This is a genomic window from Nereida ignava, assembly GCF_047114695.1.
In the GTDB taxonomy this organism is placed as follows: Bacteria; Pseudomonadota; Alphaproteobacteria; order Rhodobacterales; family Rhodobacteraceae; genus Nereida; species Nereida ignava.
In genome coordinates, this window is record NZ_CP112885.1 from 700,514 (window position 1) to 713,760 (window position 13,247).

General features: G+C 53.4%; 10 protein-coding genes. 9 read left to right on the plus strand and 1 reads right to left on the minus strand.

The features are described from left to right. Nucleotides 1–4 precede the first annotated feature (4 nt). The 3 genes from pepN to OLX08_RS03410 all read left to right on the plus strand — a co-directional run bounded on the left by pepN (nucleotide 5) and on the right by OLX08_RS03410 (nucleotide 4,637). Nucleotides 5–2,611, plus strand: a complete 2,607-nt coding sequence (pepN, locus tag OLX08_RS03400) for an aminopeptidase N (RefSeq protein ID WP_391482511.1) — start codon at nucleotides 5–7, stop codon at nucleotides 2,609–2,611. A 153-nt stretch (nucleotides 2,612–2,764) separates the two neighbouring features. Then, nucleotides 2,765–4,276 carry an Asp-tRNA(Asn)/Glu-tRNA(Gln) amidotransferase subunit GatB gene (gene gatB / locus OLX08_RS03405; RefSeq protein ID WP_391482512.1) on the plus strand — a complete coding sequence of 504 codons (1,512 nt, stop codon included), beginning with the start codon at nucleotides 2,765–2,767 and terminating at the stop codon, nucleotides 4,274–4,276. A 31-nt stretch (nucleotides 4,277–4,307) separates the two neighbouring features. Next, nucleotides 4,308–4,637 (plus strand): DUF4177 domain-containing protein, encoded by a 330-nt coding sequence (locus OLX08_RS03410; RefSeq protein WP_391482513.1) that lies wholly within the window; start codon nucleotides 4,308–4,310, stop codon nucleotides 4,635–4,637. On the opposite strand, the gene OLX08_RS03415 is transcribed toward OLX08_RS03410, so the two are convergent. Then, nucleotides 4,638–4,898: a BolA family protein gene (locus tag OLX08_RS03415; RefSeq protein WP_391482514.1), complete on the minus strand. Its 261-nt coding sequence runs from the start codon at nucleotides 4,896–4,898 to the stop codon at nucleotides 4,638–4,640. It abuts the gene before it with no gap. An 87-nt stretch (nucleotides 4,899–4,985) separates the two neighbouring features. On the opposite strand from OLX08_RS03415, the gene OLX08_RS03420 reads away from it, so the two are divergent. From OLX08_RS03420 to OLX08_RS03445, 6 genes are all read left to right on the plus strand, one after another. Further along, nucleotides 4,986–5,615 (plus strand): DnaJ domain-containing protein, encoded by a 630-nt coding sequence (locus tag OLX08_RS03420; protein ID WP_048597887.1) that lies wholly within the window; start codon nucleotides 4,986–4,988, stop codon nucleotides 5,613–5,615. 90 nt (nucleotides 5,616–5,705) lie between these two features. Continuing rightward, complete coding sequence (locus OLX08_RS03425; RefSeq protein WP_391482515.1) at nucleotides 5,706–8,054, plus strand: methyl-accepting chemotaxis protein; 2,349 nt, start codon at nucleotides 5,706–5,708, stop codon at nucleotides 8,052–8,054. A 94-nt stretch (nucleotides 8,055–8,148) separates the two neighbouring features. Then, the gene (gene cobS, locus OLX08_RS03430) at nucleotides 8,149–9,135 is read left to right on the plus strand and encodes a cobaltochelatase subunit CobS (RefSeq protein WP_391482517.1); all 987 of its coding nucleotides are present in this window, start codon (nucleotides 8,149–8,151) and stop codon (nucleotides 9,133–9,135) included. Between the two features lie 112 nt (nucleotides 9,136–9,247). Beyond that, nucleotides 9,248–11,128 (plus strand): cobaltochelatase subunit CobT, encoded by a 1,881-nt coding sequence (cobT, locus tag OLX08_RS03435; RefSeq protein ID WP_391482518.1) that lies wholly within the window; start codon nucleotides 9,248–9,250, stop codon nucleotides 11,126–11,128. Continuing rightward, the gene (locus OLX08_RS03440; protein ID WP_391482520.1) at nucleotides 11,128–12,894 is read left to right on the plus strand and encodes an aminopeptidase P family protein; all 1,767 of its coding nucleotides are present in this window, start codon (nucleotides 11,128–11,130) and stop codon (nucleotides 12,892–12,894) included. Before cobT ends, OLX08_RS03440 begins: the two co-directional genes overlap by 1 nt. 11 nt (nucleotides 12,895–12,905) lie before the next feature. Beyond that, nucleotides 12,906–13,247 (plus strand): DUF427 domain-containing protein, encoded by a 342-nt coding sequence (locus OLX08_RS03445; protein WP_391482522.1) that lies wholly within the window; start codon nucleotides 12,906–12,908, stop codon nucleotides 13,245–13,247.

The window sequence follows — 13,247 nt, forward strand, 5'->3', positions numbered from 1 at the left end:
CCCCATGAAAGATGCAAGCCCCCAAACCATTTACTTGGCTGACTACACAGTTCCCGCGTATCTCGTGGACAGTGTGCATTTAACGTTCCAGCTGCACCCAACGGCAACACGGGTGACCTCAAAGATAGCATTTCGCCCTAACCCAGAAAGTGCGGACCGCGCTTTCCATCTACACGGCGAGCACATGAAACTGATATCGGCGCGCATTGACGGCCAACTTGTTGATGTGAGCCTCACGCCCTATGGCCTTACTGCGGATGTGCCTGACGCACCGTTCACCTGGGAAGCGGAAGTCGAGATTGATCCACAGTCTAACACCGCACTTGAAGGGCTTTACTTGTCCAACGGAATGTTCTGCACCCAATGTGAGGCTGAAGGCTTTCGCCGTATCACGTATTACCCGGACCGGCCCGATGTTATGTCAGTCTTCACCGTCCGCATCATATCTGATCTGCCCGTTCTATTATCAAACGGTAACCCAACAGACAGTGGTGACGGCTGGGCCGAGTGGCACGATCCATGGCCAAAGCCCGCGTATTTGTTCGCGCTTGTTGCCGGTGATCTGGTCGCGCATTCAGACAGATTTACAACATCCGAAGGCCGCGATGTGGCGCTCAATATTTATGTGCGTGCAGATGACATCGACAAATGCGCATTTGGAATGGAGGCGCTTAAAGCCTCGATGATATGGGATGAACGTATTTACGGACGCGCCTATGACCTGGACATCTTCAACATCGTTGCCGTCGACGACTTCAACATGGGCGCGATGGAAAATAAGGGGCTGAACATCTTCAATTCCTCTGCGGTCTTGGCCAGCCCCGAAACCGCCACCGATGCCAACTTTGAGCGTATCGAGGCAATCATCGCCCATGAATATTTCCACAACTGGACTGGTAACCGGATCACCTGTCGTGACTGGTTCCAGCTATGTCTCAAAGAAGGGCTTACTGTATTCAGGGATCAGCAATTCACTGCAGACACCCGTGATCCCGCTGTCGCGCGCATCAATGACGTAAACGCCCTACGCGGACGGCAGTTTCGCGAAGATGCTGGCCCACTGTCACACGCAGTACGCCCTGATAGTTTTGTAGAGATCAACAATTTCTACACCGCCACAATCTACGAAAAAGGCGCCGAGATCATCCGCATGTTGATGACGATCTTGGGTGAAGAGGACTATTACAAAGGCCTGACTGAGTATTCCGAACGGCACGATGGGCAGGCCGTCACGATTGAGGATTTCTTTGCCTGCTTTGGCGATGATCCGCGTTTGGCGGGATTCTCTCGCTGGTGGCACCAATCGGGCACGCCGCACGTGACCATAGAACAAGCATGGCAGGGCAGTGAGTTGACGCTTACAGCACGCCAAGAAACGCCCCCTTCTGCGCAGCAACAGCACAAAGAAGCCCTTCCGATCCCCTTAGCAGTCGGGTTGATTGATGCAGATGGTCGCGACCTGACGCCTACCAATGTCTTGATGCTGAACGAAACCACACAAAGCTGGACGATCGATACCCGCACCACCTCTCCAGCTTGGCAGGACAGCACCGCATCCGCAAGCGACCAGCAGAACAGCGGCGCGCCCGACACCCCCACCCTTTCGCTCAACCGTGGTTTTGCCGCGCCAATCATTTTGCACGCAGATCAAAGCGAGAATGACCTGCTTCGTCTCATGGCCCATGACAGCGATACATTCAGCGCGTGGGAAGCAGGCCGGACCTTGGCGTTGAATACTCTTGGTGACATGGCGCGCGGCATCAAAACCCCGTCCGATGCTTACGTCGATGCGTGGTGCTTGAGCCTGCGCAGCGAAGACCGCGCGCCCGCGTTTCGCGCACTGGCCAGCGCGTTGCCTTCTACGATGGACATCGCCACGCACATCAAATCCCAAGGACACACACCCGACCCACAAGCAATTTATGATGCGCGCGAAACTTTGAGCCAGCAATTTGCGGAGGCCGCCCAAGATAGCTTGCAAAGGCTCCTTGCGCAGCACCAAGTCACCCAAGCCTACCGCCCAGATGCGGAGCAATCAGGCAAACGCGCGCTTTGTGGTCGTATCTTGGGGCTGATCACGCGTCTTGATGGCGGTGCCGAGGCTGCAAAACAGCACGCCAACGCCGACAACATGACGAACCAACTCACTGCATTGGGCTGCCTTATTGGCACCGAGCATGCCACGAAAGCCCTTGAGGCCTTTTACCAACAATGGGCCCACGAGCGGCTGGTCATCGACAAATGGTTCGGCATTCAGATCGGCCAAGCAGCACCCGCTGAAGCCAGCAAAGTCGCTAAGTTTCTCACAGAACACGAGGCCTTCAACGTCAAGAACCCCAACAGGTTCCGCGCGACACTCGGCGCACTTGCCGCCAATACTGCAGGTTTTCATGCGGCGGATGGCAGCGGGTATGCGCTATTGGCCGATTGGCTCATTACGCTGGATGGGATCAATCCACAGACCACGGCACGGATGACTTCTGCATTTGAAACATGGGCCATGTGGGACAGCGCCCGCGGCGAGAAAATGCGCGTTGAAATGAAGCGCATTCTGTCAACGCCAAACCTGAGCAGTGACACCACAGAAATGATAACGCGGATACTTGGATAGATTATATTTAGGGGGCTACCGCGGTTCCGCACCAATGGACCTCGGCTCAATGCTGGAAATAATACACAAACCCATCGCTGACTGGGCCGTGCTCACTTGCTCCTGCTTACGGGCACCGTTAGAAGCGACGTCGAAAACCAAGAGGATACGTCTATGTTGGATCTGAGCCACACTGCCCCCAAACCCAAAGTGATCGCAGGCGCGAAACATGACTGGGAACTGGTGATTGGGCTAGAAGTCCATGCTCAGGTCGCGACAAAGGCAAAGCTTTTCTCTGCAAGCTCAACACAGTTCGGCGCAGAGCCAAATGCCAACGTTGCATTCGTTGATGCGGGCATGCCGGGTATGTTGCCTGTCATTAACGAAGAATGTGTCGCCCAAGCTGTCCGTACCGGCCTTGGTTTGCGCGCAGATATCAATCTTTACTCGGCTTTTGATCGGAAAAACTATTTCTACCCTGATCTGCCGCAAGGCTATCAAATTTCTCAACTCTATCACCCCATTGTGGGGGAAGGTGAGGTTCTGGTCGAGCTTGGTGACGGAACTGCGCGGGTTGTGCGCATCGAGCGTATCCACCTTGAGCAAGACGCCGGAAAATCGATCCACGACATGGACCCAAATATGAGTTTCGTGGATCTTAACCGCACAGGTGTGGCCCTGATGGAGATCGTCAGCCGCCCCAATATTCGCGGCCCCGAGGAAGCCGCCGCATACGTCAGTAAACTGCGCCAAATTATGCGTTATCTCGGTACATGTGATGGCAACATGCAGAACGGCAACCTGCGTGCAGATGTAAACGTTTCTGTATGTCGTCCAGGCGCGTACGAGAAATACATGGAAACCCAAGATTTTGACCATCTTGGCACCCGTTGTGAGATCAAGAATATGAACTCACTGCGCTTTATTCAGCAAGCGATCGAATATGAAGCACGCCGCCAAATCGCAATCGTCGAAGACGGTGGTAGTGTCACGCAAGAAACTCGCCTTTATGATCCAGACAAGGGCGAAACACGCTCGATGCGTTCTAAAGAAGAGGCGCACGATTACCGATATTTCCCTGATCCAGACTTGCTCCCCCTCGAGATTGAGCAATCATGGGTCGACGACCTGGCCGCAAATTTACCCGAGCTACCGGATGCCAAAAAAGCACGGTTTATAAGTGACTTCGGACTGTCCGATTATGATGCATCTGTGCTGACGGCTGATACAGAAAATGCAGCATTTTTTGAAAAAACTGCCGATGGCCAAGACGGAAAGCTGGCGGCGAACTGGGTAATCAACGAACTGTTTGGTCGCCTGAAAAAAGACGACAAAGACATCACTGAAAGTCCTGTCAGCCCCGAACAACTGGGCGGCGTGATTGCTCTGATTAGCAAGGGTGACATCAGCGGCAAGATCGCAAAAGACTTATTCGAAATCGTCTACACAGACGGTGGCGACCCTGCCGTGATTGTTGAAGAACGGGGCATGAAACAGGTTACTGATTTGGGTGCCATCGAAAAAGCCGTTGATGAAATCATCGCAGCTAACCCTGACCAAGTCGCCAAAGCCAAGGAAAACCCCAAACTTGCAGGCTGGTTCGTTGGCCAAGTCATGAAGGCTACCGGCGGTAAAGCAAACCCGAAAGCTGTGAACGAATTGGTCGCCCGCAAACTACAGGGTTAAACGATTACTGTGTTTGGGAGAGACGCGCGCCATGCCTCAATTTGAGTATAAAGTTCTGCCTGCTCCGACAAAGGGAAAGCGCAACCGTGGCAGCAAAGGTAGCGCGGGACGGCTTGCGTTTGCCGTTCAGGAAATGATCAATGATCTGGCGCTCAGCGGGTGGGAGTATCAACGCTCTGACACCCTTCCCATGCAAGAACGCAGCGGATTGGCTGGGCGTGTGACCGTCTACCACAACATGCTTGTGTTCAGACGCCCCGTGGACGACGCACCACACGAACAATCACTGGCAGTGCCACGCAAATCAGAACCTGACGACAATATTTTCGAGGCTGATGCCCACGACAGCGAAACGCCCTGACTACTTGATATCAATCGAGAATGCGTGAATTTCAGCCATCAAATCAGCGCCAACAGCAGCGTGGATCGCGCGGTGTTTTGCAATCCGGCTACCGGTCAATGCATCACTTTTGATGATCACATGAAAGTGGCTTTCGCCGCCGTCTTGATAGCCTGAATGACCGCGATGTGCCTCTGATTGATCTTCCACGATCAACTGCTCTGGGGACAAAGCCTGAAGAGCCACCTCGATCCGTTCTTTGCGTGTCATTCTATTCGTCATATTCTTGATTTCACCCCTTTCGCCTCGCTGTCAAAACACTATTCTTATCGCTCCGAGTCGGACACCACTTTCTGAAGGATGTTGAAGATGAAAAAAGACGATCCATTTGGCTTTGATATGTCTGTGTCTTCTGCAAAGAAAAAAAACCCGCGCGGACGCCGCGGGATGTCTGGTGCATCGGAAACATCTACCCGCGTATGCGATCGGCCGGGCTGTGAAGAACGCGGCCAATATCGCGCCCCCAAAAGCCCCGATATTTTGGACGACTACTTTTGGTTTTGTAAAGATCACGTGCGCGAATACAATCTGAAGTGGAACTTCTTCGACGGCACATCCGAAGAAAGCTTTGCCGAGCAAATGGACAAAGATCGGGTTTGGGACCGCGAAACAAAACCTTTCCGCACACCTGATGAACAGCGCGCATGGGCGCGTCTTGGGGTCGATGACCCACACCAAGTTTTGGGCGCGAACGCCACGCAAAACCTTGGCCGAACATCCGGGACAACAACGCGCCGCCTGCCCCCAACCGAGCGCCGCGCCATCGAGATTTTGGAAGCCAAGGACCACTGGACCAAGACAGAAATTCGTAAGTCTTACAAAGCACTTATCAAGATATTGCACCCCGACATGAACGGTGGCGACCGTTCAGACGAAGACAAGCTACAAGAGGTTGTCTGGGCGTGGGATCAGATCAAAGATAGCCGCAATTTTAAGTAAATCTGCGCAGCTTACTTTTGCTCTGGTAACGTTTTCGAAAGCACGTCTCTGCTAGGGCTCCCCACGTAACACAAACGCGTGGGGTTCGATATGCGGCATTGGTCTTTAGGACGTCAAATTATGGGGGGCATGATTGTCCTACAAATCTTGGCATTCGCAGTCTTTAGTTTTGGTATTTTCAAGACAGAGCATCAGGGGGCCGAGCAAGACCGCTATTTCAAGCTAACTGACCACTTGTCACGAGTTGATGCGCTTAGCTTCAAATATACCGCCGTTGACGCGTCCTTACGCACGTACAACGCCTCGCCTTCCATAGACACGCTAGAGCAACTGGTTGCCCAACTTGACACCACCCAGACCGAAGTGGAGATCCTCCAGCAAACACTCGGCTCAGCATCAAACATTACGGGTAAGCTGGCTGAACTAAATACGACATTAAACGCGTTCGACACTGATGTTGTGGCACTGAAACAAGCGCAAACAAAATTCAGAGAAGCCAACACGTCGCTGCGCGACATTGGGGACGAACAAATCAAGCAAACGAAGGCCGTTATTGAGGCGGCTTACGCAATTGGTGACAGCTTTTCCGCATACCGTGGTAACTTGGCGCTCATTGATGCCATGACAGCGCAAACCTTCGTACGTGACTTTCTGGCGACCGGTAATCCCGAACTGCTTGAAGATGCCCGCGCATTGCTCGCGACTTCCGCTGATAATGTCTCTCAAATTATCCAACGGACCCAAAACAAGCCTTATCAGGTCTTCGCAATTGAAGTCGAAAAGCTGCTCAGTGGCTATGTCACAGTGATTGATCAGCTGACCGCGTCTCGCACGGAACGACGCAGTCTTTACGCGACAATCGATAGTCACAACATCACTGCGCGCAGCCTACTTGCTCAACTTGTACAGCAGACCGCAAAAGCTGATACAACCAACCGGGCTGAGCTTGCTGCAGAAAAGGACAGTTCAGTCCTTACGTTCGCCATCGCGTCGGGCGCGGTACTTCTATTCGGGTTGATATCTTCCGCAGCTTTTGTAGCCAACTTGCGCCGTGATATCTCAAGCTCAATTTCAGAAATGATGGCCGTAGCAGACGGTGATTTCGACCTAGAGGTCAGCGGGTTAGACCGCAAAAACGAGCTTGGCCAGATCGCACGTGCATTGGATGTTCTGCGTAAAGAAGGGGCGCGCGCCAAAGAACTGACACGCCAGAATGCAAAAGAAGCCAACAAACGGATCGAGCTTGAGCAAGCAAATGCCCAGCAACGTGAAGCGCAGCTCAAGAAAGAACGTGAGCAGCAAGAAAAAGAGGCCAAACGAATAGCCGTTGAAAATGCTGAAATGGTCAGGTTGCGCGCCGACATCGCAAACGTGGTGGATGCTGCGTCAGACGGCGATTTCACAAAACGGATCGTATCAAAGTTTGAAGACCGTGATTTGCAGAACGTAGCCGCCTCCATAAATGCGCTGGTTGCTCAAGTTGAAGACGGGCTACAAACTACGGGCCTTGTGATGGAGCGCTTGGCATCAGGTGACGTAGGGGCGCGTATGGAGGGTACTTTCCACGGTGCTTTTGCAAGGCTGCAAGAAACCGTAAACGAAACGGTACAGTCGCTCGCGCAGCTGGTGAGCACCATTCAAACGGACTGCTCACAGCTTGACCACCAATCTGCTGATATGACGCTAAGCTCGAACGACATGGCCAAACGCGCTGAACAGCAGGCAAGTGCTCTGGAAGAAACCACAGCTGCCATGTTGCAGATCAAAGACCGCGTTGACCAATCCACAAAAACACTTGGTGACATCAGCCGATTTGCAGATACCACCTCTATGGAGGCCGAAAACGCCAGTAACGTCGTTTCAAAAGCTGTGGATGCAATGAAAGACATCGAAACCGCATCTGGTGAAATAAGTAAAATTGTCGGCGTGATCGATGAAATCGCTTTTCAAACAAACCTTCTTGCCCTCAATGCGTCGGTTGAGGCCGCCCGCGCCGGCGAAGCGGGTAAAGGTTTCTCTGTAGTCGCAACAGAAGTGCGCGCGCTAGCACAGCGCTCGGCCAATGCGTCTAGTGATATCAGAACGCTGATCGAAACCAACGTCAGCGATGTAACAAAAGGTGCCGCCTTAGTGGGCAACACGGGAGACGCACTGACAAACATTCTGGCACAGGTTCAGAAGATGTCCGCAAATCTTGGCGATTTGCGTGAAGGTAGTGAAGTGCAAGTGGGTGGTCTTACGGAAATTTCGACTGCCCTTGAAGCATTGGACAAGCTGACGCAGCATAACGCCAATATTGCACTCACGGGGCGCGAGACTGCGCAGAACCTAAAATCGCAAGTGGCCAACATCCAAGGCGCGATTTCCGTCTTCCAACACAGCGACGCAAACGCAAACGGAGGAGGCACATCTCACTATGCGGATGTGGGCGCCGCCTAACGGGAGTATTTTAGCCCTAGCCCTTGCCGAGACTTGGATTATGTTGCACCCAACGACGCAACAACATGACAAGACGTAGGTAGGACCCTTTCAAATGGCTGACGGAATGATCGATATTGAAGCAAAGCCCACCAAACCAATTTCGGTTCGTGAAACATTTGGTATCGACGTGGATATGGTGGTTCACGGGTTTGAAGAAGCCTCTGACCGCGTGCCGGAGTTGGACCCTACGTACAAATTTGATCACGATACAACTTTGGCGATCCTCGCGGGGTTCGAACATAACCGCCGCGTGATGATTCAGGGCTATCATGGCACCGGCAAATCTACCCATATCGAGCAAGTTGCGGCGCGCCTGAATTGGCCCTCCGTGCGGGTGAACCTCGACAGCCACATCAGCCGAATTGATCTTATTGGTAAAGACGCAATTAAGCTGCGTGACGGCAAGCAGGTCACTGATTTCCAAGAGGGCATTCTGCCTTGGGCTCTGCGCACGCCAACTGCAATTGTTTTTGATGAATATGACGCCGGTCGTGCAGATGTGATGTTCGTGATCCAACGAGTATTGGAGGTAGACGGCAAACTTACACTGCTCGACCAAAACAAAGTGATCACACCGCACCCGTATTTCCGTATCTTCGCAACAGCCAACACCGTCGGTTTGGGCGATACAACGGGACTTTATCACGGCACGCAGCAAATCAACCAAGGTCAAATGGACCGCTGGTCACTTGTCTCAACGTTGAACTACCTATCTGTTGAGAAAGAAGCCTCGATTGTTCTTGCTAAATCGCCTTACTACGACACAGATCACGGGCGCAAAACACTTCAACAAATGGTACAGGTCGCAGACCTTTCGCGTACTGCATTTATGAACGGTGACCTCTCAACGGTTATGTCCCCGCGCACAGTCATTGCTTGGGCACAAAACGCAGAAATTTTTGGTAACGTTGGCTATGCTTTCAGACTTTCGTTCTTGAACAAATGTGACGAGCTCGAACGCCAGACAGTCGCCGAATTCTACCAACGCTGCTTTGACGAAGAGCTTCCTGAAAGCGCTGCAAACGCCAGCCTGGGCTGAGGCAAAGGGCTGACGATAGGCCAACAGGCGTCCCCATGGGACGCCACCCACGCCCCAATTTTTGCTCAATATTTCGATTGTGCCCTACGCCAATCGCACTAGATTGCTGATCATGACGAAAAACAACGACAACCCCGCGGACCCGTTCAAAAAGGCACTCGCCGAGGCCACAAAAGTAATGGCCAACGACCCAGATTTGTCCGTCAGCTTTTCAGTCGACCCACCCGGAGCAACAAACGAAACGATCCGTCTGCCCCAGATCAGCCGCCGCATGACCCGCGATGAGGTGCTGCTTGCGCGTGGCACTGCGGATGCTTTGGCACTACGCCATAAGTTTCACGATCCATCAACGCACAACCGCTACGTTCCAGATGGACAGATGGCCCGCGATATTTACGAGGCTATGGAAACGGCTCGGATTGAAGCAGTTGGCGCCGAATACATGCCAGGCACCGCTTCGAATATCGATGTGAAAATTACCAATGACGCGCTGCGCAAAGGCTATGACCAAATCAAAGAACCCGCAGAAGCGCCCCTCGCGGTTGCCGCGGGCTACCTGATCCGTCATCTCGCAACGGGTCGCCCACTTCCTGCCGGTGCACAAAATGTGATGGAGCTGTGGCGTGGATTTATAGAGGACCGCGCAGGTGGCACTCTCGAAAACCTGTCAGAGATGCTGCAAGACCAGCAAAGTTTCTCGAAGTTTGCACGTCAGATCATTGATGACTTGGGCTACGGCGATCAGCTTGGTGATGATCCCGACGACTTTGAGGATGACGAAGCAGACGACAGCGACGGCGCATCTGAGGACCCCCAAGAGCCTGATAGCACTGGCTCGGATGATGACACTGGTGAGGAAGAAGCCGAGGCCAACCCTGAGCAAAGCCAAGAACAGCAACAGGATGCTGCGCAGTCATCAGTTCAGCTTGATGATGCCGCTGAGCAAGACATGGGCGAAGAGACCGAAATGCCCGAAGGCGAGGCCCCTACTGAGCCACCGGCGCCACAGCCCATTTCCGATGCAGACCCCCTTTACGAGGCTTGGTCGACAGAGCACGATGAAGAAATCCGCGCCGAAGATCTTGCCGAACCTGCCGAGTTGGAAAGACTGCGCGCTTATCTTGACCAGCAGCTTGACCCTTTAAAGGGCGCGGTTTCGCGCCTTGCGAACAAGCTTCAGCGCCGCCTTCAAGCACAGCAAAACCGAAGCTGGGAATTTGATCTTGAGGAAGGCACCCTGGACGCAGGCCGCTTGGCACGCGTGATTGCGAACCCGACCACCCCGCTTTCATTCAAAGTTGAAAAAGACACAGAGTTCCGTGACACAGTCGTAACACTGCTACTCGACAACTCCGGCTCCATGCGTGGGCGGCCTATCTCGATTGCGGCAATTTGTGCAGATGTCATGGCGCGAACGCTTGAGCGTTGTCAGGTGAAAGTAGAAATTCTGGGGTTCACGACGCGGGCGTGGAAAGGTGGACTTTGCCGTGAAAACTGGCTCGCGGATGGGCGTCCACAGCAGCCAGGCCGCCTAAACGATTTGCGCCACATCATTTATAAATCGGCTGATTCACCATGGCGGCGTGCGCGGCCAAACCTTGGCCTTATGATGAAAGAAGGCTTGCTGAAAGAGAACATTGATGGCGAGGCGCTTGAGTGGGCGCATCGGCGCATGATCTCGCGACCAGAAGCGCGCAAAGTGTTGATGGTGATTTCAGACGGCGCACCCGTTGATGATGCGACCTTGTCCGTCAACCCTGCCAACTATCTTGAAAAACACTTACGCGACGTGATTGCTATGGTTGAAAAACGTAAGGCAGTTGAACTGGTTGCGATCGGTATTGGGCACGATGTAACCCGCTATTACGATCGCGCGGTCACGATCACGGACGTTGAACAACTTGCTGGCGCGATGACCGAACAACTGGCCTCGCTGTTTGACACGGACCCACGCGCCCGCGCCAAAGTACTGGGAATGAGGAAAGCCGGATAATGCATCAAGCCTTTGTAACGCGCACACGCCCCCAAGACGGACCGCCACGATTGGCCGCACTCCGGAATGAAATGCAGCGCGCAAAGGTTGACGCTTTCCTTGTGCCCCGCGCCGACGCCCATCAAGGCGAATACGTAAATGATCACGATGCACGGCTTAGCTGGCTGACAAGTTTCACAGGCTCTGCGGGTGAATGTCTTGTGACAGCGACCTCAGCCACGATGTTGGTTGATGGGCGCTACACGTTACAAGCGCGCACCCAATGCGCCGATGACTTTGAGGTGATCCTGAGCACCGAAACGCCACGCCATGAATGGCTGCGCAACACGCTCGAGAGCGGCAATACGGTTGCCTATGATCCTTGGCTGCACACCGCCGGCGAAATTGAAGCGCTGACAAAAGCCTTGGACGGATCGGGCATTGCGTTGCGCGCAACTGAGAACCTGATCGACAATATCTGGGCGGGCCAACCTGAGAGGCCGCAGGGTCAAGTTATCGCATACCCCGAAGATCTTGCCGGCAAAACATCCCGAGAAAAATGTCGTACTTTGGCGGCTGAGTTGTCAAAAGCGGGTCACAGCGCTGCGGTACTAACGCTCCCTGATAGCATTTGTTGGCTTTTGAACATCCGCGGCAGCGACATTCCCCGCAACCCCATTGTCCAAGCGTTTGCGATTTTGCATGCCACCGGTGCTGTTGAGCTTTTCAGCGATACCCAAAAATTTGCAAAACTTAAGCCTCAAGAAGGGCTGACTTTGCGAGAGCGGGGCGAATTTGAGCAAGCCTTACAGGCCTTACAAGGTGATGTGCTTGTTGATAAATCAAGCATTCCTGTCGCCGTGGTGTCGCAGCTTGCCCGGCCTGTACTGGCCCGTGATCCATGCATCTTGCCGAAAGCATGCAAGAACGAGGCGGAACTAAGCGGTACCAAGTCCGCACATATCCGTGACGCCGCTGCCATGGTTGAGTTTTTGGCATGGCTGGACGCCGCGGATCACAGCACACTTAGTGAAATTGACGTTGTCACAAAACTCGAAAGCTTTCGCGAGGCAACCGGCGCGCTGCGCGACATCAGTTTTGAAACCATCTGTGGCTCAGGGCCCAATGGTGCGATTGTTCATTACCGCGTAACTGAAGAAACCAACCGCAAGCTTGATACAAACTCAATGCTGCTGATCGACAGCGGTGGGCAATATATCGACGGAACAACCGATATCACTCGCACGGTTGCGCTTGGCACACCGACTGCCGAGATGACGAAATGTTTTACGGCAGTTTTACGCGGTATGATTGCTGTGTCGCGGGTTAAGTTTCCGAAAGGGGCCGCAGGCCGTGATCTTGACCCCCTCGCGCGGCAGTTTTTGTGGTCGGAGGGTTTGGATTTCGGTCATGGCACTGGCCACGGCGTCGGTGTGTACCTGTGTGTCCATGAGGGCCCGCAGCGGATTAGCCGCGCCTCGCACGAGCCTTTGCAAGCAGGCATGATTTTGTCGAATGAGCCCGGCTACTACGTCGAGGACAAATTTGGCATCCGCATCGAAAATTTGGTGATTGTACGTGATGCAGAACAGACCCGAACACCAATGATGTGTTTTGAAACACTGACATGGGTTCCAATTGATCGCCGATTGATAGATACAGACACTCTGAGCGCAGATGAACGCGCGTGGCTCAATGCATATCACGCGGACATTAGTCGTAAATTATCAGGTAAACTGTCAAAATCAGCGGCGGCATGGCTTGAGCAGGCTACGGCGCCTCTTTGAAAGGATCACATATGACCAACACCATTAACGTTCGCCGTGCAGATACAACGACAGTCGTCCGTGTGGCTGGTGCAGTCATCGGCGAAACCCGTGACGCACTGATCCTGAGCGAAGGTGATTTGGCAGAAGTGATGTACTTTCCCGTTACAGACGTGGCGATGGCCTTTTTGGATACCTCAGAGACAGTGACCAACTGCCCCGCCAAGGGCGCTGCGAGCCACTACACCATTCAGACAAAATCCGGTTCTCTTGAAGACGCCGCTTGGTCGTATGAAAACCCTACCGAAGCAGCCATGCGCATCAAAGGGCACATCGCTTTTGACACATCGCGGGTCACTGTCGAGAACGTCTAA

What these genes read in the sequence shown, in the direction of transcription:
- pepN (WP_391482511.1), top strand. Translation starts at nt 5, where the DNA reads ATGAAAGATGCAAGCCCCCAAACCATTTACTTGGCTGACTACACAGTT.
- gatB (WP_391482512.1), top strand. Translation starts at nt 2,765, where the DNA reads ATGTTGGATCTGAGCCACACTGCCCCCAAACCCAAAGTGATCGCAGGC.
- OLX08_RS03410 (WP_391482513.1), top strand. Translation starts at nt 4,308, where the DNA reads ATGCCTCAATTTGAGTATAAAGTTCTGCCTGCTCCGACAAAGGGAAAG.
- OLX08_RS03415 (WP_391482514.1), bottom strand. Translation starts at nt 4,898, where the DNA reads ATGACGAATAGAATGACACGCAAAGAACGGATCGAGGTGGCTCTTCAG.
- OLX08_RS03420 (WP_048597887.1), top strand. Translation starts at nt 4,986, where the DNA reads ATGAAAAAAGACGATCCATTTGGCTTTGATATGTCTGTGTCTTCTGCA.
- OLX08_RS03425 (WP_391482515.1), top strand. Translation starts at nt 5,706, where the DNA reads ATGCGGCATTGGTCTTTAGGACGTCAAATTATGGGGGGCATGATTGTC.
- cobS (WP_391482517.1), top strand. Translation starts at nt 8,149, where the DNA reads ATGGCTGACGGAATGATCGATATTGAAGCAAAGCCCACCAAACCAATT.
- cobT (WP_391482518.1), top strand. Translation starts at nt 9,248, where the DNA reads ATGACGAAAAACAACGACAACCCCGCGGACCCGTTCAAAAAGGCACTC.
- OLX08_RS03440 (WP_391482520.1), top strand. Translation starts at nt 11,128, where the DNA reads ATGCATCAAGCCTTTGTAACGCGCACACGCCCCCAAGACGGACCGCCA.
- OLX08_RS03445 (WP_391482522.1), top strand. Translation starts at nt 12,906, where the DNA reads ATGACCAACACCATTAACGTTCGCCGTGCAGATACAACGACAGTCGTC.